Source organism: Enterobacter cloacae complex sp. I1M, from assembly GCF_014982425.1.
GTDB lineage: Bacteria > Pseudomonadota > Gammaproteobacteria > Enterobacterales > Enterobacteriaceae > Enterobacter > Enterobacter intestinihominis.
Map to the genome: position 1 here is coordinate 39787 of NZ_JADCLG010000040.1, position 17645 is coordinate 57431.

Consider the following 17645-nt stretch of genomic DNA (forward strand, 5'->3'; position numbering starts at 1 on the left):
GAGGATGTTATGGAAAAAATCACATTGACCGTGCCCGCCAGCCGCGAAGTAAGCGGCAGGGCGCTGGCAGGGGTAGTCGGTTCCGGGGATATGGAGGTGCTTTTCACCGCCGAACCGGGCCAGACCTTAACCATTGATATCACCACCTCCGTCGACAATAGCCGTGGGCGCTGGGAGGCGTTGTTCAATCGCCTGCAAACCGTCAGCAGCCTGCCCGCAGGTAAGCTGACCATCCACGACTTCGGCGCGACGCCGGGCGTGGCACGCATTCGTATCGAACAGGTTTTTGAAGGGGTGAACCATGCGTGATGACAGCAGCTTTATCGAATTAAAAGCGCGCCAGCGTGCGCAGGCGCTGCTCGACGACGGCAGCTACCGCGAACTGCTGGATCCGTTTGAAGGCATTATCTCTCCGTGGCTTGGGCCACAGGGAATTGTTCCTCAGGCCGATGACGGCATGGTAGTCGCGAAAGGGACCATCAACGGCCAGCCTGCAGTGGTGGTGGCGATTGAAGGCACCTTCCAGGGCGGCAGCATGGGCGAAGTGTCCGGTGCCAAAATGGCGGCGGCGCTGGAGCTGGCGGCGGAAGATAACCGCAACGGCATTCCGACTCAGGCGGTACTGTGCCTCGAAACCGGCGGCGTACGTTTGCAGGAAGCCAACCTTGGCCTGGCGGCGATTGCCGATATCCACGCCGCGATCGTTGACCTGCGTCGCTATACCCCGGTTGTCGGGATTGTCGCCGGGACCGTGGGCTGCTTCGGCGGGATGTCTATCGCCGCGGCGCTGTGCAGCTACCTGATTGTAACCCGCGAAGCGCGTCTTGGCCTCAACGGCCCGCAGGTTATTGAGCAGGAAGCGGGCATTGAAGAGTATGACTCCCGCGACCGTCCGTTTATCTGGAGCATGACCGGCGGCGAAGTGCGCTATGAAAGTGGGCTGGTGGACGCGCTGGTGGGCGACGGCGTGAACGCGGTGAAAGCCGCGATGAACGAGGCCATCGCCAAAGGCGTACCGGCGAAACATCGCACCGATAACTATGACGATTACCTGAACCGTCTGACGAATTTCGACACCCGCAAACAGGCCGATGCCGAACAGATTAAAGCGCTTTTTGCCCGGGAGGTGAAATGATGACTAACTCAATTAGCCGTGGCGAACTCTGGCTGGAAACTCTGGCCCCGAACGCGAAACGTCTGGAGGGGTTATGCCCGTCCGTGCAGGCGGCAGACGGCGAGCTGAACGGTGAAACGGTGCGCTTTGTCGCCGTGGTGCCGGACGCCAACAACCACTTCCCGCGCGCGGCGCAGGGTGAAGTCGGCCTGCTGGAAGGATGGACGCTGGCAAAAGTGGTCAGCGAAACCGTCGCCGCTGACGCCGATAAAGCCGTGAAGCGCCCGATTGTGGCGGTGATCGATGTCCCAAGCCAGGCCTATGGCCGTCGCGAAGAGGCGTTTGGTATCCACCAGGCGCTGGCCGGCGCCGCTGCCGCCTATGCCAATGCGCGGCTGGCGGGGCATCCGGTGATTGGTCTTATCGTCGGTAAGGCCATGTCCGGCGCGTTTCTGGCGCACGGCTATCAGGCCAACCGCCTGATTGCCTTCAACGATAAAGGCGTGCTGATCCATGCCATGGGCAAAGAGTCTGCGGCGCGCATTACGCTGCGTACCGTGGAGGCGCTGGAAAAACTGGCGGCAACCATTCCGCCAATGGCGTACGACATCAGCAACTACGCCACGCTGGGGCTGCTCTCCGACCTGCTGGATATCAGCAACCCGGATGCCCCTTCCGAAAGCGATCTGACGCGGGTGAAAACTACCCTGCAACAGGCCATCAGCGACGCTCGTCAGGACACCACGTTGAAAAACCGTCTGGGTGCTGACAACCGCCGCAGCTCGGCGCTCGTACGTGAACGTATGCGAGCCAGCTGGTAAGTAAAAAGAGACCTGCCAGATGCATTACCCCGTGGGCGCGCCCGTTGCGTCCACGCGGGAACCTGCATCCTGAAAATAATAAACATCGCGCCAGTGCTTAAACTTTTTTACTACAGGTGATTTATGACTTACGTAATTGTTCATGCTCTTGCACCGATTTTCGTCATCATGCTGCTGGGATTCTGGGCCGGTAAAGCAAAGATGGTCGATAACAAAAATGTTTCCCTGCTGAATATCTTCGTTATGGATTTTGCACTCCCTGCCGCGCTGTTCAGCGCCACCGTGCAAACCCCGTGGACCGGCATTGTGGCGCAGTCGCCGCTGATCCTGGTGCTCACCCTGGCGATGTGGATCACCTATGCGGCCATCTACTTCCTCGCCACCAAAGTCTTTAAAAAATCTCCGCAGGATGCGGCCGTACTGACGCTGACCGTCGCTCTGCCAAACTATGCGGCGCTCGGCCTGCCGATTCTGGGCAGCGTGCTGGGTGAAAGTTCTTCTACTTCACTCTCCGTGGCGGTCTCCATCGCCTGTGGTTCGGTGCTGATGACCCCGTTCTGCCTGCTTATTCTGGAGCGTGAGAAAGCCCGCGCCGAAGGCAATAACTCCGGTTCAACGCTTTCCATGCTGCCGGTGCTGATGTGGCGCTCCATTAAAAAACCGATCGTGATGGGCCCGCTGCTGGGTGTGATCCTGTCCGCTATCGGCATCAAAATGCCAGAGCTGGTACTGGCGGCGATTAAACCTCTGGGATTGTCCGCGACCGCTGCGGCGCTGTTCCTGACCGGGGTGATCCTCTCCGCGCGTAAGCTTCAGATCAACACCATGGTGATCACTTCCACTATCGCCAAGCTGCTGATCCAGCCAGCAATTGCCTGGGGTATCGTTTTAATCTTCGGTCTGCACGGCTCCGTGGCGATCACCGCCATCCTGATGATTGCGCTGTCTGCGGGCTTCTTTGGCGTGGTGTTCGGTAACCGCTTTGGCGTGCAGTCGCCGGATGCTGAAGCCGTGCTGCTGTTGAGCTCCATACTGTGTATCCTGTCGCTGCCGCTGTTTATCTCGCTGACTTCAGGAATGTAATTATGACCACAACATTACGCCCACACGACCTCATCTGGCTTACCGCGCGCGACGCCCTGGAAGGGATTACCGAATCCTGGGCAGACGCGGCCTGGCATACCGGGCTGCCGGTAGTGGTGCGGCGTGATGTTGATAATGAAGGCCGTATTCCCGTTGGCGTGCGCGGATTGCGCCGCGACCAGCGAGCGGCCGGATGGGTGAAGCCTGAGAACGTGTTGCGCGTGGTGTCGCCCGAAGAGTTGAGCGTTGCCGCCGACCTGCTGCGTTCGCCGTTTGTCACTCAGCCGCCGGTTCAGGTGGCGCTTCAGCTTGCGCAGCAGTCGTGGCCGTGGACGTGGGGGATAACCGGCAGTACGGGTTACGCGCTGGCGACCGGCATTCCGGTGATCCACGCCGATAGCGATCTCGATCTGCTGATCCGCGCCCCGCGTACCGTTTCCCCTGAGGCGTTTACTGACTGGCAGGCTCAGCTCAGCCGTGCGTTGTGCCGGGCGGATACGCAGGTGGACACGCCCGAGGGCGGATTCGCGCTGGCAGAATGGTTACGCGACGGCAAAACGCTGCTAAAAACGCAATGTGGACCGCGCCTGGTAGCGGATCCATGGCACAGGGAGGAGTAATGAAAATACTGTTTACCTTTCCGGGGCAGGGCACACAGCACGAAGGTATGCTGCAAAACCTGCCGGGAACGGAGCTGGAGCAGGCCCGTGCTGTGCTGGGGGCGGAAGTCGATACCCTGGACAGCGCATCCTCGTTAACCCACACCCGTGCGGTTCAGCTTTCACTGCTGATTGCCGGCGTGGCCTGGGCGCGCGAGCTGGAACGTCGCGGCGTGTCGCCGGATATTGTCAGCGGTCTGTCCATTGGCGCTTATCCTGCGGCGGTTATCGCAGGCTCGCTGGACTTTACGGATGCGCTGAAGCTGGTGGCGCTGCGCGGTGATTTGATGGAGCAGGCGTATCCGCACGGCTACGGCCTGACGGCGATTATGGGGTTGACCCTGCCGCAGGTGGAAAACCTGATTCAGGGGACTGGAACCTATATCGCTAACCTGAACGCCGAAACGCAGATCGTGATTGCCGGAACCGATGACGGTATGGCGCAGGTGGCGGAGTGCGCGCTGGCGAAGGGTGCAAGCAAGGCCAAACGGCTGGCGGTGAGCGTGCCATCGCACTGCGCGCTGCTGGCGGAACCGGCGAAGAAGCTGGCAGCGGCGTTTGAATCGGTCACGCTTTCCCGTCCCCGCTGCGCGTACCTGAGCGGCAGTACCGGACGCGTGCTCTGGCAGCCGGAGAAAATTGCCGACGATCTGGCAATGAACATGGCGCGAACCGTGCGCTGGCAGGAGGCGGTGATTTCCGCTAACGAGCGTGAAGCGCGGCTGGCGATTGAGATGCCGCCGGGAGGCATATTAACCTGCCTGACGCGGCAGGCGGCGTGGGAAGGCGAATCCATTTCGCTGGAGCGCAGCGGGGTGGACGTGGCGGTGCATCTGGCGGGGCGGCTTCGTGCGTGAGTTTTTTTGCCCGGTGGCGGCTGCGCCTTACCGGGCCTACGGGTTCGGTTGTATTATTTTGTAGGCCGGGTAAGACGCAACGCGTCGCCACCCGGCAAGGCCTCAGGCTCCGTCCTGCAAACTTCTGGCGTACATCCGCCCTTCCGCGGCCAATGCCCGCAGGCTCGGATCCTGCTCGCGGTTGCGGGCAAAGACGATCGCAATCAGCTGCTGCATCTGGTACGGCTGCGCCAGCTTCAGTAGCTGCACCGAATTTTCGTACACTTTCTTCATCCTGCCCGGCATCAGCGTAAACCCGACCCCCGCCTGCACCAGGCTCAGCATCGAGAAAATATCGTTTACCCGCGTCACAATCTCCGGCTCGAAACCGGCAATATGAAACGCTTCCTGAAACCCGGCGTAAGTGGCGAACCCTTCCGCGAGGGCGACAAACTTCTGATCTTTATAGTCACGCAGATCGGCGGGACCGCTGGTATTCAGCGTGGCAGAGGCCGGTGCGGCAAGGAAAATATCGTCATGGAACAGGGGCAGCACTTCGAGGCTGTTACGGTCGATATCGCTCTCGGAGATAGAGATTAAAATCGCATCCAGCGACCCCTCATCCAGCATATGGAGCAGGGTTTCGTTCGAGCCCATCGTCAGATCCATCTCCAGATCCGGACGGCGCAGCTTCATGCCCATTATCAGGCGCGGCACGGTTTCCAGCGTCAGCGAGTAAAGCGTACCGACGCGCAACCGTCCCTGGCCGATACCGGCAATCTTGCGCGACTCTTCCAGCCCGCGCTCCATCACCTGCATCACCTCCTGACAATACTCCAGCAGCGTCCACGCGGAGGGGAGGGCAATCAGGTTACGCCCTTTGTGAGCAAAGAGCGGGCAGCGGACGTTCTCTTCGAGGGTATGCAGCGCGCGGTGCACGCTGACACCGCTCAGGCCGAGCGTTTCGGCGGTACGTGCGATATTGCCCTTGTCCATGAACGTCATGAAGATGCTGAGCTTACGGAATGTAATCTCGCTCGTGGTATCGAAGCCCATAACCCTCCCGGCGTGTTAGTCGGCTTGCAGCATCGCTTCCAGCTGTTCCTGCGCGTCCAGCCATGCCATTTCGCACTCTTCGAGACTGGATTTGGTTTTCGCCTGCGTTTGCAGACAGTCCGTCAGCTCCGCTTTGCGGCTCTGATCGTACAGTTCGCTGTCGCCCAGCTTCTCTTCGACGGCGGCAAGCGTGGCGTTAAGCTTTTCCATCTCTTTTTCGAGACGGGTAATCTCTTTACGCAGCGGCTGAGTCTGGGTGCGCAGTTCCGCTTCACGGCGCTTCTGGTCTTTACGCGCCTGGGCGCTGTTGGCGTTGTCTTTCGCTGACTCTTCCGGCTGGTTTTCCTGCTTCTGCACGTCCGTCAGCCACTGCTGGTAATCTTCCAGATCGCCGTCGAACGGTTCCACTTTGCCGCCGTGAACCAGATAGAGATCGTCGGTGGTGGAGCGGATCAGGTGGCGATCGTGCGAAACGACAACCAGCGCCCCTTCGAACTCGATCAGCGCTTCGGTCAGCGCCTGACGCATGTCGAGATCGAGGTGGTTGGTCGGTTCATCGAGCAGCAGCAGGTTTGGACGCTGCCAGACGATCAGCGCCAGCACCAGACGCGCTTTTTCGCCGCCGGAGAAACGCGCTGTATTTTCAGTCACCTTATCGCCCTGGAAGCCAAAGCCGCCGAGGTAGTCGCGCAGCTTCTGCTCCATCTCCTGCGGCGCCAGGCGCGCCAGGTGCTGGATCGGCGATTCATCGGCGCGTAAAAATTCCAGCTGATGCTGGGCGAAGTAGCCAAGCTTGATGCCCTTCGCCAGCCCGATTTCGCCGCTGACCGGGTTAAGCTCGCCCGCCAGCAGCTTGATCAGCGTCGATTTACCGGCGCCGTTACGCCCCAGCAGACCGATGCGTGAACCCGGCACCAGGTTGAGCTTGATAGAGTCGAGAATAATGCGATCGCCATAGCCCGCGCTCACTTTTTCCATCTTCAGCAGCGGGTTCGGCAGGCTCTCCGGCTCGCGGAAGCTGAAGTGGAACGGGTTATCCACGTGCGCGGGGGCGATCATCTCCATGCGTTCCAGCATTTTGACGCGGCTCTGCGCCTGCTTGGCTTTTGACGCCTTGGCCTTGAAGCGATCCACAAAGCTTTGCAGGTGCGCCACGCGCTGCTGCTGGCTTCCATACATCGCCTGCTGCTGGGCGAGGCGCGTCGCGCGCTGGCGCTCGAAAGAGCTGTAGTTGCCGGTATACTCGAACAGGCTTTGCTGTTCGATATGAATGATTTTATCCACCACCGGGTCGAGGAAGTCGCGGTCGTGGGAGATCAGAATCAGAGTGCCCTGATAGCTCTTGAGCCACTTCTCCAGCCAAATAACCGCATCGAGATCGAGGTGGTTGGTCGGTTCATCGAGCAGCAGGAGGTCAGAGCGGCAGATCAGCGCCTGCGCCAGGTTAAGGCGCATACGCCAGCCACCCGAGAAATCGCTCACCGGGCGTTCAAGCTGTTCGTTGCTGAAGCCCAGGCCGTGCAGCAGGCTGGAGGCGCGGGAGCGAATGGTCCAGGCGTCGATGGCGTCCAGCTTGCCGTGGACGGTGGCGATGGCGTGGCCGTCGTTGCGTTCGTTGGCGGCGTTGAGCTCCGCTTCGAGCTTGCGGTATTCACGGTCGCCGTCGATAACATAGTCGAGCGCCGGTTCGCTCAGCGCGGGGGTCTCCTGGTTTACCCAGGCGAGCTGCCAGTTGCCCGGGAAGGTAAAGTTCCCGCCATCCGCGCTTATCTCGTTTTTCAGCAGTGCCAGCAGGGTGGATTTACCGCAGCCGTTTTTGCCGACCAGCCCCACTTTCTGGCCCGGGTTGATGGTAGCAGTCGCATTATCCAGCAGGACGCGCACGCCGCGACGAATTTGTAACGAGGAGAAAACAATCATAGAAGCGCCGTATGTTCCGACTATGTTAATTTGTCATTATGATAATGTAAGGTGTGGGCCAATTTCCCCACCGGGCCGCCATGGTAGCCCAAAACGACAACAATACACAAAAACAGAACCGGGAGGGGAGTGATGTCTCAGACAGCGAAAGTGCTGCTGCTGTATGCCCATCCGGAATCACAGGACTCGGTGGCAAACCGGGTGCTGCTTAAGCCGGCCACACAGCTCAGTAACGTAACGGTGCACGATCTCTACGCGCACTATCCCGATTTCTTTATTGATATTCCTTACGAGCAGGAACTGCTGCGTCAGCACGACGTGATTGTGTTCCAGCATCCGCTTTATACCTATAGCTGTCCGGCGCTGCTGAAAGAGTGGCTGGACCGCGTGCTGAGCCGGGGTTTTTCCAGCGGGGTGGGGGGCAACCAGCTGGCGGGAAAGTACTGGCGGAGTGTCATCACCACCGGTGAGCCGGAAAGCGCTTACCGTCACGATGGGCTGAACCGTTACCCCATGAGCGACATTCTGCGGCCGTTTGAGCTGACAGCGGCGATGTGCCGTATGCACTGGATGAGCCCGATTATTATCTACTGGGCACGGCGGCAGGATCCGAAAGCGCTGGCGAGCCATGCCAGGGCCTATGGCGAATGGCTGGCGTCACCGATTCCGGCGGGAGGACGCTAATGGACGGTTCGAATTTACTCCTCGCCGGGGTGCTGTTTTTGTTTGCCGCCGTCGTCGCGGTCCCCCTTGCCGCGCGTCTCGGCATTGGCGCGGTGCTGGGCTATTTGCTGGCGGGGATAGCCATTGGTCCCTGGGGGCTTGGGTTTATCAGCGATGTGGATGAAATTCTCCACTTCTCTGAACTGGGCGTGGTGTTCCTGATGTTCATCATCGGGCTTGAGCTTAATCCATCCAAGCTGTGGCAACTGCGGCAATCTATTTTTGGCGTCGGGGCGGCGCAGGTGTTGCTCAGCGCCGCCATTCTGGCGGGCCTGCTGATGCTGACGCAGTTTTCCTGGCAGGCCGCGGTGATTGGCGGGATCGGTCTTGCGATGTCGTCGACGGCGATGGCGCTTCAGCTGATGCGCGACAAAGGGATGAACCGCAACGAGGCGGGGCAACTGGGCTTTTCGGTGCTGCTGTTCCAGGATTTAGCGGTGATCCCGGCGCTGGCGCTGGTGCCGCTGCTGGCAGGCTCCGGAGACGATCATTTCGACTGGATGAAGATCTCCATGAAGGTGCTGGCCTTCGCGGGGATGCTGATCGGCGGACGGTTTTTACTGCGTCCAGTGTTCCGGTTTATTGCGGCATCCGGCGTACGCGAGGTCTTCACCGCCGCAACGCTGCTGCTGGTGCTTGGTTCAGCGCTGTTTATGGATGCGCTGGGGCTGTCGATGGCGCTCGGGACGTTTATCGCCGGGGTGCTGCTTGCGGAAAGCGAGTACCGCCACGAGCTGGAAACCGCCATCGATCCGTTTAAGGGGCTGCTGTTAGGGCTGTTCTTTATCTCGGTGGGTATGGCGCTTAATCTTGGCGTGCTCTATACCCATCTGCTGTGGGTTATTGCGAGTGTCGCCGTGCTGGTGGCGGTCAAAACGCTGGTGCTGTATCTCCTCGCGCGGATTTACGGGCTGCGCAGCTCGGAAAGGATGCAGTTTTCCAGCGTGTTAAGTCAGGGCGGAGAGTTTGCGTTTGTGCTGTTTTCCACTGCGTCGTCTCAGAAGCTGTTCAAAGATGACCAGATGGCGCTGCTGCTGGTGACGGTCACGCTGTCGATGATGACCACGCCGCTGCTGATGAAGCTGGTGGACAAACTGCTGTCGCGCCGCCTGAATCCCGCAGACGATGAAGACGAAGCGCCGTGGGTGGAAGATGATAAACCGCAGGTGATCGTCGTGGGCTTTGGCCGCTTCGGACAGGTGATTGGTCGCCTGTTGATGGCAAATAAAATGCGCATTACGGTGCTGGAGCGCGATATCAGCGCCGTCAACCTGATGCGCAAATATGGTTATAAGGTGTACTACGGGGATGCGACGCAGCTTGAGCTGTTGCGCTCGGCGGGCGCAGAGGCTGCGGAGTCCATCGTCATCACCTGTAACGATCCGGAAGACACAATGAAGCTGGTGGAGCTGTGCCAGCAGCATTTCCCGCATCTGCATATTCTGGCGCGTGCGCGCGGACGTGTTGAGGCTCACGAACTTTTGCAGGCGGGTGTGAAACACTTCTCCCGCGAAACCTTCTCCAGCGCGCTGGAGCTGGGGCGCAAGGCGCTGGTTTCGCTGGGTATGCATCCTCACCAGGCGCAACGCGCCCAGATGCATTTCCGCCGGCTGGATATGCGAATGCTGCGTGAACTGATGCCTGTGCACAGCGACACGGCGCAGATCTCCCGCGTGCGGGAAGCGCGTCGCGAACTGGAGGAGATCTTCCAGCGTGAGATGCAACAGGAACGACGCCAGCTCGACGGCTGGGATGAATTTGAATAAAGGGTAACGAAAGATGGCTTTACGTAAACGCTTTATCGCGGGCGCAAAATGCCCGTCCTGCCAGGCGCAAGATACGCTGGCCATGTGGCGGGAGAATAATATCGATATTGTTGAGTGTGTTAAGTGCGGTCACCAGATGCGTGAGGCCGACAAAGAAGCCCGCGATCACGTTCGCAAAGAAGAGCAAGTGATCGGCATTTTTCATCCAGACTAGCGATATGCTCTGAGTTTTTTTAAGCTTAAGGGTACACGGGTGCAGAATTCCGCTACAATCTGCGCCAGCAATTTTCCCACGCTCAGGAGATATCATGAAAGTAGCAAAAGACCTGGTGGTCAGCCTGGCCTATCAGGTACGTACAGAAGACGGTGTGTTGGTTGATGAGTCTCCGGTGAGTGCGCCGCTGGACTACCTGCATGGTCACGGTTCCCTGATTTCCGGCCTGGAAACGGCGCTGGAAGGTCATGAAGTTGGCGACAAATTCGACGTTGCTGTCGGCGCGAACGACGCTTACGGTCAGTATGATGACAACCTGGTTCAGCGCGTTCCTAAAGACGTGTTCATGGGCGTTGACGAGTTGCAGGTTGGCATGCGCTTCCTGGCTGAAACTGACCAGGGTCCGGTTCCGGTTGAAATCACAGAAGTTGAAGACGACCACGTTGTGGTTGACGGCAACCACATGCTGGCTGGTCAGAACCTGAAGTTCAACGTAGAAGTTGTTGCTATCCGTGAAGCGACCGAAGAAGAGCTGGCTCATGGCCACGTTCATGGTGCGCACGGTCACGACCATGACCACGATCACGGCCACGACGGCTGCTGCGGTGGTCACGGCCACGATCATGGTCATGACCACGGCCACGGTAAAGGTGGTTGCGGTAACGGCGGCTGCGGCTGCCACTGATTCCGTACTGCGGAAAATAAAAAAAGCGGGATAATCCCGCTTTTTTTACGCCTCAATAATGAGGTGGTGGCGTCTCTTCAGCCTGAGAGGCGATGTGCGACGACTGCGTTGCCTTCACTTTTTCAGTGAGAAGTCGCATCAAATCGCGCATTTTTGCCATTTCAAGCTCATGAGCCGTCACGGTCTGGTTCAGTTCTTCGATGGTGATGTCCTGAAAAGCCAGGCGGCTTTCCAGCTCAGCCAGTCTCGCTTCGATCGTTGTATCCTTCATCATTCACCTCGTTTATCTCTCATGCGCCATAATGGACCAGCGGCGGCGAAGTTTATCTGACTTTTTCCTTAAGTACAGTATCCATCTCCCTGACAAGAAACTTATTTAAACAAAAATAGTCTGAAAAGAAGCGACATTCGGGGGAGTCTGTCTGTAGATTTCTTCCACAACGTTTTATAGTACGTCACTCATTTACGTTTAACACTGGGGTGAGAGACCTCAGGTCCTGGAGATATGGATGAAATCACTGTTTAAAGTTACGCTGCTGGCGACCACTATGGCTGTAGCGCTCAATGCGCCGCTGTCTTTCGCTGCTGATACTGCTGCGAAGCCTGCTGCGACTACAGACAGCAAAGCGGCATTCAAGAATGACGACCAGAAATCCGCCTACGCACTTGGCGCGTCTCTGGGCCGTTACATGGAAAACTCTCTGAAAGAACAAGAGAAACTGGGCATCAAACTGGACAAAAACCAGCTGATCGCAGGGGTTCAGGATGCGTTCGCAGACAAGAGCAAACTGTCTGACCAGGAAATCGAGCAGACTCTGCAAGCGTTTGAAGCGCGCGTGAAAGGCGCCGCTCAGACCAAGATGGAAGCAGACGCTAAAGATAACGAAGCGAAAGGCAAAGCCTACCGCGATAAGTTCGCTAAAGAGAAAGGCGTTAAAACGTCTTCTACTGGCCTGATCTATAAAGTTGAGAAAGAAGGTACCGGCGACGCGCCTAAAGACAGCGACACCGTTGTAGTTAACTACAAAGGTACGCTGATCGACGGTAAAGAATTCGATAATTCTTATACTCGCGGTGAGCCTCTCTCCTTCCGTCTGGACGGTGTGATCCCGGGCTGGACCGAAGGCCTGAAGAACATCAAGAAAGGCGGTAAAATCAAGCTGGTCATCCCACCGGATCTGGCTTACGGCAAAACCGGCGTTCCGGGTATCCCGGCTAACTCTACGCTGGTATTTGATGTAGAACTGCTGGACATCAAACCGGCGCCAAAAGCGGATGCGAAAACAGACGCACCGGCTGACGACAAAGCCGCAGCAGCTAAGAAGTAATGCTGAAAAAAACCGCCGCCTTTACAGGCGGCGGTTTTTTTATTGTGGGGCAGATATAATTAACACTGGAAAGCGTTATACACGCTGTATTAATTTAGTTGTCCGTGTAGATAATGAGCCTGCCCTGAAAACCTAACGACAGGCTCCTGAAAAGGAGTGTTTTTTTCATGTCCAGGTCGCTTTTAACCAACGAAACCAGTGAACTTGATTTGCTGGATCAACGTCCATTTGACCAGACCGACTTCGATATTCTGAAATCCTACGAAGCGGTAGTGGACGGGTTAGCGATGCTCATTGGTTCCCACTGCGAAATCGTATTGCATTCCCTGCAAGATCTTAAGTGTTCCGCTATCCGCATTGCGAATGGTGAGCACACGGGCCGTAAAATTGGTTCGCCAATCACCGACCTTGCATTGCGTATGTTGCATGACATGACCGGCGCGGACAGCAGCGTCTCAAAATGCTATTTCACCCGCGCCAAAAGCGGCGTGCTGATGAAATCAGAAACTATCGCGATTCGAAACCGCGAACACCGGGTGATCGGTCTGCTGTGCATCAACATGAACCTTGATGTGCCATTCTCGCAAATCATGAGCACTTTCATTCCGCCAGAAACGCCGGACGTGGGCTCATCGGTGAACTTTGCCTCTTCTGTTGAGGATCTCGTGACACAGACGCTGGAGTTCACCATTGAAGAGGTGAATGCCGATCGCAACGTATCCAACAACGCCAAGAATCGTCAGATCGTCCTGAACCTCTATGAGAAAGGGATTTTTGATATCAAAGATGCCATCAACCAGGTGGCCGATCGCCTGAATATCTCCAAACACACGGTTTACCTCTATATTCGCCAGTTCAAAAGCGGCGACTTCCTGGGGCAAGACAAGTAATGCGTTTTGCGTTAATGGTGACGGGCCCGGCGTACGGTACCCAGCAGGCCAGCAGCGCGCTACAGTTTGCCCATGCGCTGCTTGATGCCGGTCATGAACTGGCTAGCGTCTTCTTCTATCGTGAAGGGGTCTATAACGCGAACCAGTTTACGTCCCCGGCGAGCGATGAGTTTGACCTTGTGCGCGCCTGGCAAAAATTAAACGAAACGCAGGGCGTCGACCTGCATATCTGCGTCGCGGCGGCACTGCGTCGCGGCGTGACGGATGCGACTGAAGCCGAACGCCTTGGTCTGGCGGGGGCTAACCTGCAACCGGGCTTTTCGCTCAGCGGATTAGGCGCATTAGCACAGGCGGCGTTGACCTGCGACAGAGTGGTGCAATTTTGATGAAGCGCGTAGCGTTTGTTTTTACTTCTGCCCCGCATGGCAGTGCTTCAGGCCGGGAAGGGCTGGATGCATTGCTCGCGACCTCGGCTTTAACCGAAGATATTGGCGTCTTCTTTTTAGGCGATGGCGTATTCCAGCTTCTGGCAGGCCAACAACCGCAGGCTATTCTTGCGCGCGACTACATTGCGACCTTTAAAGTTCTGCCGCTCTATGACATTGAAACCTTCTATGTGTGCGCCGACTCGCTGGCCGCTCGTGGGTTAAATGAGAAAATACCGTTCGTGCTGGACGTGACGATCCTGACATCTTCTGCGCTGCGCGAACAACTTTCTCACTACGATACCGTTCTGACTTTCTGAGGCTGTCATGCTCCATACCCTGAGCCGTTCACCGTGGCAATGCGATATCGACACGTTACTGAGCATGCTGCGCGAAGGCGATGATCTGCTGCTGATTCAGGATGGCGTGCTCGCGGCGCTTGATGGCAGCCGTTTTGTTGAAATCCTCGCTAATGCCCCCATAACAGTCTCTGCGCTTAAAGAGGATCTGGATGCGCGGGGTCTTTCTGGTCAAATTTCAGCCAAAATTGACGTGGTTGGCTATACTGATTTCGTCAATCTTACTGTGACGCACGCCAGTCAAATGAACTGGTGATTTGAGATCGCTGTATATTTCTTGACACCTTTTCGACGTAGCCCTAAAATTTCGCGTCCTCATATTGTATGAGGTCGTTTTATTACGTGTTTACGAAGCAAAAGCTAAAACCAGGAGCTATTTAATGGCAACAGTTAACCAGCTGGTACGCAAACCACGTGCACGCAAAGTTGCAAAAAGCAACGTGCCTGCGCTGGAAGCCTGCCCGCAGAAACGTGGCGTATGTACTCGTGTATATACCACCACTCCTAAAAAACCAAACTCCGCACTGCGTAAAGTATGCCGTGTGCGTTTGACTAACGGTTTCGAAGTGACTTCCTACATCGGTGGTGAAGGTCACAACCTTCAGGAGCACTCCGTGATCCTGATCCGTGGCGGTCGTGTTAAAGACCTTCCGGGTGTTCGTTACCACACCGTTCGTGGTGCGCTGGACTGCTCAGGTGTTAAAGACCGTAAGCAGGCTCGCTCCAAGTACGGCGTGAAGCGTCCTAAGGCTTAATGGTTCTCCGTTAAGTAAGGCCAAACTGATTTATCTTAATGTCAAACTAAACTCGTAGAGTTTTGGACAATCCTGAATTAACAACGGAGTAATCCCATGCCACGTCGTCGCGTCATTGGTCAGCGTAAAATTCTTCCAGATCCGAAATTCGGATCAGAACTGCTGGCAAAATTTGTAAATATCCTGATGGTAGATGGTAAAAAATCTACTGCAGAAGCAATCGTATACAGCGCGCTGGAGACCCTGGCTCAGCGTTCTGGTAAAAATGAACTGGAAGCTTTCGAAGTCGCTCTCGACAACGTGCGCCCGACTGTAGAAGTTAAGTCTCGCCGCGTTGGTGGTTCTACTTATCAGGTTCCAGTTGAAGTTCGTCCGGTTCGTCGTAATGCTCTGGCAATGCGTTGGATCGTTGAAGCTGCTCGTAAACGCGGTGATAAATCCATGGCTCTGCGTCTGGCGAACGAACTTTCTGATGCTGCAGAAAACAAAGGTACTGCAGTTAAGAAACGTGAAGACGTTCACCGTATGGCAGAAGCCAACAAGGCGTTCGCACACTACCGTTGGTAATCCCTTCGGAGTCGTAGTCACCAGGCGGGCGCTTCAGAGAAGCCGCCCGCTCTGGGTAACTTAACTGAACGCCTAAAGATATAAACGAGGAATCAAATGGCTCGTACAACACCCATCGCACGCTACCGTAACATCGGTATCAGTGCGCACATCGACGCCGGTAAAACCACTACTACCGAACGTATTCTGTTCTACACCGGTGTAAACCATAAAATCGGTGAAGTTCATGACGGCGCAGCCACCATGGACTGGATGGAACAGGAGCAGGAGCGTGGTATTACTATCACCTCCGCAGCGACTACTGCTTTCTGGTCAGGTATGGCTAAGCAGTACGAACCGCATCGCGTAAACATCATCGACACCCCAGGGCACGTTGACTTCACCATCGAAGTAGAACGTTCCATGCGTGTTCTTGACGGCGCGGTAATGGTTTATTGCGCAGTTGGTGGTGTTCAGCCACAGTCTGAAACCGTATGGCGTCAGGCTAACAAATATAAAGTTCCACGCATCGCGTTCGTTAACAAAATGGACCGTATGGGTGCTAACTTCCTGAAAGTTGTTGGCCAGATCAAAACCCGTCTGGGCGCGAACCCTGTTCCGCTTCAGCTGGCAATTGGTGCTGAAGAAGGCTTCACCGGTGTTATCGACCTGGTGAAAATGAAAGCCATCAACTGGAACGAAGCAGATGCGGGCGTTACCTTCGAATACGAAGATATCCCGGCAGAGATGCAGGACCTGGCTGACGAATGGCACCAGAACCTGATCGAATCCGCAGCAGAAGCTTCTGAAGAGCTGATGGAGAAATACCTGGGTGGTGAAGAACTGACTGAGCAAGAGATCAAATCTGCTCTGCGTCAGCGTGTTCTGAACAACGAAATCATTCTGGTAACCTGTGGTTCTGCGTTCAAGAACAAAGGTGTTCAGGCAATGCTGGATGCGGTAGTTGACTACCTGCCATCCCCGGTTGACGTTCCTGCGATCAACGGCATCCTGGACGACGGTAAAGATACTCCGGCTGAGCGTCACGCAAGTGATGACGAGCCGTTCTCTGCGCTGGCGTTCAAAATTGCTACCGACCCATTCGTGGGTAACCTGACCTTCTTCCGCGTTTACTCTGGTGTGGTTAACTCCGGTGACACCATCCTGAACTCCGTGAAATCGGCGCGTGAACGTTTTGGCCGTATCGTACAGATGCACGCTAACAAACGTGAAGAGATCAAAGAAGTTCGTGCGGGCGACATCGCTGCTGCTATCGGTCTGAAAGACGTGACTACTGGTGACACCCTGTGTGACCCGGATCACCCGATCATTCTGGAGCGTATGGAATTCCCTGAGCCGGTAATCTCCATCGCGGTTGAACCAAAAACCAAAGCTGACCAGGAAAAAATGGGTCTGGCTCTGGGCCGTCTGGCGAAAGAAGACCCATCATTCCGCGTATGGACTGATGAAGAATCTAACCAGACCATCATCGCTGGTATGGGTGAACTGCACCTGGACATCATCGTTGACCGTATGAAGCGTGAATTCAACGTTGAAGCGAACGTGGGTAAACCTCAGGTTGCTTACCGCGAAGCGATTCGCGCGAAAGTTACCGATGTTGAAGGTAAACACGCTAAGCAGTCTGGTGGTCGCGGTCAGTACGGTCACGTTGTGATCGACATGTACCCACTGGAGCCGGGCTCTAACCCTAAAGGTTACGAGTTCATCAACGACATCAAAGGTGGTGTGATTCCTGGCGAATACATCCCTGCCGTTGATAAAGGCATCCAGGAGCAGCTGAAAGCTGGTCCTCTGGCTGGTTACCCGGTTGTAGACATGGGTGTTCGTCTGCACTTCGGTTCTTACCACGACGTTGACTCCTCTGAACTGGCGTTTAAACTGGCTGCGTCTATTGCCTTTAAAGAAGGCTTTAAGAAAGCAAAACCAGTTCTGCTTGAGCCAATCATGAAGGTTGAAGTAGAAACTCCGGAAGAGAACACCGGTGACGTTATCGGTGACTTGAGCCGTCGTCGCGGTATGCTGCGTGGTCAGGAATCCGAAGTAACTGGCGTTAAGATCCACGCTGAAGTTCCGCTGTCTGAAATGTTCGGATATGCAACTCAGCTGCGTTCTCTGACCAAAGGTCGTGCATCATACACTATGGAATTCCTGAAGTATGATGATGCGCCGAACAACGTTGCTCAGGCCGTTATCGAAGCCCGTGGTAAGTAATCCACAGGATTAAAACCTAAGTCCCGTGCTCTCTCCGAAGGGGAGAGCACTATAGTAAGGAATATAGCCGTGTCTAAAGAAAAATTTGAACGTACAAAACCGCACGTCAACGTTGGTACTATCGGCCACGTTGACCATGGTAAAACTACCCTGACTGCTGCAATCACTACCGTACTGGCTAAAACCTACGGCGGTGCTGCTCGTGCTTTCGACCAGATCGATAACGCACCAGA

22 protein-coding genes are annotated in these 17645 nt (G+C 56.0%); 19 read left to right on the forward strand and 3 right to left on the reverse strand.

Translation table 11 applies throughout. The features are described 5' to 3' along the window. Positions 1–9 precede the first annotated feature (9 nt). From mdcC to mdcH, 6 genes are all read left to right on the forward strand, one after another. Entirely contained in the window at positions 10–309 is a 300-nt protein-coding gene (gene mdcC, locus INF86_RS20010; RefSeq protein ID WP_000411786.1) for a malonate decarboxylase acyl carrier protein, read from the forward strand. After that, positions 302–1135: a biotin-independent malonate decarboxylase subunit beta gene (locus INF86_RS20015; RefSeq protein ID WP_003861672.1), complete on the forward strand. Its 834-nt coding sequence runs from the start codon at positions 302–304 to the stop codon at positions 1133–1135. Before mdcC ends, INF86_RS20015 begins: the two co-directional genes overlap by 8 nt. Beyond that, positions 1135–1935 (forward strand): biotin-independent malonate decarboxylase subunit gamma, encoded by an 801-nt coding sequence (mdcE, locus tag INF86_RS20020; protein WP_003861675.1) that lies wholly within the window; start codon positions 1135–1137, stop codon positions 1933–1935. Before INF86_RS20015 ends, mdcE begins: the two co-directional genes overlap by 1 nt. A 123-nt stretch (positions 1936–2058) precedes the next feature. Beyond that, positions 2059–3018: an AEC family transporter gene (locus INF86_RS20025; RefSeq protein WP_023307100.1), complete on the forward strand. Its 960-nt coding sequence runs from the start codon at positions 2059–2061 to the stop codon at positions 3016–3018. A gap of 2 nt (positions 3019–3020) precedes the next feature. Beyond that, on the forward strand, positions 3021–3638 hold the full coding sequence (locus INF86_RS20030) for a malonate decarboxylase holo-ACP synthase (RefSeq protein WP_038416830.1): 618 nt from the start codon (positions 3021–3023) through the stop codon (positions 3636–3638). Next, positions 3638–4534 carry a malonate decarboxylase subunit epsilon gene (mdcH, locus tag INF86_RS20035; protein ID WP_032626771.1) on the forward strand — a complete coding sequence of 299 codons (897 nt, stop codon included), beginning with the start codon at positions 3638–3640 and terminating at the stop codon, positions 4532–4534. The genes INF86_RS20030 and mdcH overlap by 1 nt, the downstream gene beginning before the upstream one ends. Before the next feature lie 102 nt (positions 4535–4636). Here the strand turns inward: mdcH and INF86_RS20040 are convergent, their stop codons facing one another. Both INF86_RS20040 and INF86_RS20045 read right to left on the reverse strand, forming a co-directional pair. Next, positions 4637–5569, reverse strand: coding sequence for a LysR substrate-binding domain-containing protein (locus INF86_RS20040; protein WP_022649599.1), 933 nt, complete (start codon positions 5567–5569; stop codon positions 4637–4639). A gap of 15 nt (positions 5570–5584) precedes the next feature. Further along, on the reverse strand, positions 5585–7489 hold the full coding sequence (locus tag INF86_RS20045; protein WP_193543861.1) for an ABC transporter ATP-binding protein: 1905 nt from the start codon (positions 7487–7489) through the stop codon (positions 5585–5587). Between the two features lie 132 nt (positions 7490–7621). On the opposite strand from INF86_RS20045, the gene kefG reads away from it, so the two are divergent. The 4 genes from kefG (at position 7622) to slyD (ending at position 10877) form a co-directional block, all read left to right on the forward strand. Further along, entirely contained in the window at positions 7622–8173 is a 552-nt protein-coding gene (kefG, locus tag INF86_RS20050; RefSeq protein ID WP_003861686.1) for a glutathione-regulated potassium-efflux system ancillary protein KefG, read from the forward strand. Then, on the forward strand, positions 8173–9978 hold the full coding sequence (gene kefB, locus INF86_RS20055) for a glutathione-regulated potassium-efflux system protein KefB (protein WP_003861688.1): 1806 nt from the start codon (positions 8173–8175) through the stop codon (positions 9976–9978). The genes kefG and kefB overlap by 1 nt, the downstream gene beginning before the upstream one ends. A gap of 13 nt (positions 9979–9991) precedes the next feature. Continuing rightward, complete coding sequence (locus tag INF86_RS20060) at positions 9992–10192, forward strand: YheV family putative zinc ribbon protein (RefSeq protein ID WP_022649597.1); 201 nt, start codon at positions 9992–9994, stop codon at positions 10190–10192. Positions 10193–10286: 94 nt separating this feature from the next. Then, the gene (gene slyD / locus INF86_RS20065) at positions 10287–10877 is read left to right on the forward strand and encodes a peptidylprolyl isomerase (protein WP_003861691.1); all 591 of its coding nucleotides are present in this window, start codon (positions 10287–10289) and stop codon (positions 10875–10877) included. Positions 10878–10929: 52 nt separating this feature from the next. On the opposite strand, the gene INF86_RS20070 is transcribed toward slyD, so the two are convergent. Further along, positions 10930–11148 (reverse strand): protein SlyX, encoded by a 219-nt coding sequence (locus tag INF86_RS20070; protein ID WP_023298761.1) that lies wholly within the window; start codon positions 11146–11148, stop codon positions 10930–10932. A gap of 238 nt (positions 11149–11386) precedes the next feature. Between INF86_RS20070 and fkpA the strand changes: the two genes are divergently transcribed. The 9 genes from fkpA to INF86_RS20115 all read left to right on the forward strand — a co-directional run. After that, positions 11387–12205 carry an FKBP-type peptidyl-prolyl cis-trans isomerase gene (gene fkpA, locus INF86_RS20075; RefSeq protein ID WP_003861695.1) on the forward strand — a complete coding sequence of 273 codons (819 nt, stop codon included), beginning with the start codon at positions 11387–11389 and terminating at the stop codon, positions 12203–12205. A 167-nt stretch (positions 12206–12372) separates the two neighbouring features. Further along, positions 12373–13095, forward strand: coding sequence for a transcriptional regulator (locus tag INF86_RS20080; protein WP_003861697.1), 723 nt, complete (start codon positions 12373–12375; stop codon positions 13093–13095). Further along, the gene (tusD, locus tag INF86_RS20085) at positions 13095–13481 is read left to right on the forward strand and encodes a sulfurtransferase complex subunit TusD (RefSeq protein WP_003861699.1); all 387 of its coding nucleotides are present in this window, start codon (positions 13095–13097) and stop codon (positions 13479–13481) included. Before INF86_RS20080 ends, tusD begins: the two co-directional genes overlap by 1 nt. Then, complete coding sequence (gene tusC, locus INF86_RS20090) at positions 13481–13840, forward strand: sulfurtransferase complex subunit TusC (protein WP_023298759.1); 360 nt, start codon at positions 13481–13483, stop codon at positions 13838–13840. Before tusD ends, tusC begins: the two co-directional genes overlap by 1 nt. Before the next feature lie 7 nt (positions 13841–13847). Beyond that, on the forward strand, positions 13848–14135 hold the full coding sequence (tusB, locus tag INF86_RS20095; RefSeq protein ID WP_022649592.1) for a sulfurtransferase complex subunit TusB: 288 nt from the start codon (positions 13848–13850) through the stop codon (positions 14133–14135). Positions 14136–14259: 124 nt separating this feature from the next. After that, on the forward strand, positions 14260–14634 hold the full coding sequence (gene rpsL / locus INF86_RS20100; protein ID WP_000246815.1) for a 30S ribosomal protein S12: 375 nt from the start codon (positions 14260–14262) through the stop codon (positions 14632–14634). Positions 14635–14730: 96 nt separating this feature from the next. After that, positions 14731–15201: a 30S ribosomal protein S7 gene (gene rpsG / locus INF86_RS20105; protein WP_003861706.1), complete on the forward strand. Its 471-nt coding sequence runs from the start codon at positions 14731–14733 to the stop codon at positions 15199–15201. 96 nt (positions 15202–15297) lie between these two features. Next, complete coding sequence (gene fusA / locus INF86_RS20110) at positions 15298–17412, forward strand: elongation factor G (RefSeq protein ID WP_022649591.1); 2115 nt, start codon at positions 15298–15300, stop codon at positions 17410–17412. Positions 17413–17481: 69 nt separating this feature from the next. Further along, the coding region (locus INF86_RS20115) for a GTP-binding protein (RefSeq protein WP_001445782.1) at positions 17482–17645 on the forward strand (164 nt) is incomplete at its 3' end.

What these genes read in the sequence shown, in the direction of transcription:
- mdcC (WP_000411786.1), top strand. Translation starts at nt 10, where the DNA reads ATGGAAAAAATCACATTGACCGTGCCCGCCAGCCGCGAAGTAAGCGGC.
- INF86_RS20015 (WP_003861672.1), top strand. Translation starts at nt 302, where the DNA reads ATGCGTGATGACAGCAGCTTTATCGAATTAAAAGCGCGCCAGCGTGCG.
- mdcE (WP_003861675.1), top strand. Translation starts at nt 1,135, where the DNA reads ATGACTAACTCAATTAGCCGTGGCGAACTCTGGCTGGAAACTCTGGCC.
- INF86_RS20025 (WP_023307100.1), top strand. Translation starts at nt 2,059, where the DNA reads ATGACTTACGTAATTGTTCATGCTCTTGCACCGATTTTCGTCATCATG.
- INF86_RS20030 (WP_038416830.1), top strand. Translation starts at nt 3,021, where the DNA reads ATGACCACAACATTACGCCCACACGACCTCATCTGGCTTACCGCGCGC.
- mdcH (WP_032626771.1), top strand. Translation starts at nt 3,638, where the DNA reads ATGAAAATACTGTTTACCTTTCCGGGGCAGGGCACACAGCACGAAGGT.
- INF86_RS20040 (WP_022649599.1), bottom strand. Translation starts at nt 5,569, where the DNA reads ATGGGCTTCGATACCACGAGCGAGATTACATTCCGTAAGCTCAGCATC.
- INF86_RS20045 (WP_193543861.1), bottom strand. Translation starts at nt 7,489, where the DNA reads ATGATTGTTTTCTCCTCGTTACAAATTCGTCGCGGCGTGCGCGTCCTG.
- kefG (WP_003861686.1), top strand. Translation starts at nt 7,622, where the DNA reads ATGTCTCAGACAGCGAAAGTGCTGCTGCTGTATGCCCATCCGGAATCA.
- kefB (WP_003861688.1), top strand. Translation starts at nt 8,173, where the DNA reads ATGGACGGTTCGAATTTACTCCTCGCCGGGGTGCTGTTTTTGTTTGCC.
- INF86_RS20060 (WP_022649597.1), top strand. Translation starts at nt 9,992, where the DNA reads ATGGCTTTACGTAAACGCTTTATCGCGGGCGCAAAATGCCCGTCCTGC.
- slyD (WP_003861691.1), top strand. Translation starts at nt 10,287, where the DNA reads ATGAAAGTAGCAAAAGACCTGGTGGTCAGCCTGGCCTATCAGGTACGT.
- INF86_RS20070 (WP_023298761.1), bottom strand. Translation starts at nt 11,148, where the DNA reads ATGAAGGATACAACGATCGAAGCGAGACTGGCTGAGCTGGAAAGCCGC.
- fkpA (WP_003861695.1), top strand. Translation starts at nt 11,387, where the DNA reads ATGAAATCACTGTTTAAAGTTACGCTGCTGGCGACCACTATGGCTGTA.
- INF86_RS20080 (WP_003861697.1), top strand. Translation starts at nt 12,373, where the DNA reads ATGTCCAGGTCGCTTTTAACCAACGAAACCAGTGAACTTGATTTGCTG.
- tusD (WP_003861699.1), top strand. Translation starts at nt 13,095, where the DNA reads ATGCGTTTTGCGTTAATGGTGACGGGCCCGGCGTACGGTACCCAGCAG.
- tusC (WP_023298759.1), top strand. Translation starts at nt 13,481, where the DNA reads ATGAAGCGCGTAGCGTTTGTTTTTACTTCTGCCCCGCATGGCAGTGCT.
- tusB (WP_022649592.1), top strand. Translation starts at nt 13,848, where the DNA reads ATGCTCCATACCCTGAGCCGTTCACCGTGGCAATGCGATATCGACACG.
- rpsL (WP_000246815.1), top strand. Translation starts at nt 14,260, where the DNA reads ATGGCAACAGTTAACCAGCTGGTACGCAAACCACGTGCACGCAAAGTT.
- rpsG (WP_003861706.1), top strand. Translation starts at nt 14,731, where the DNA reads ATGCCACGTCGTCGCGTCATTGGTCAGCGTAAAATTCTTCCAGATCCG.
- fusA (WP_022649591.1), top strand. Translation starts at nt 15,298, where the DNA reads ATGGCTCGTACAACACCCATCGCACGCTACCGTAACATCGGTATCAGT.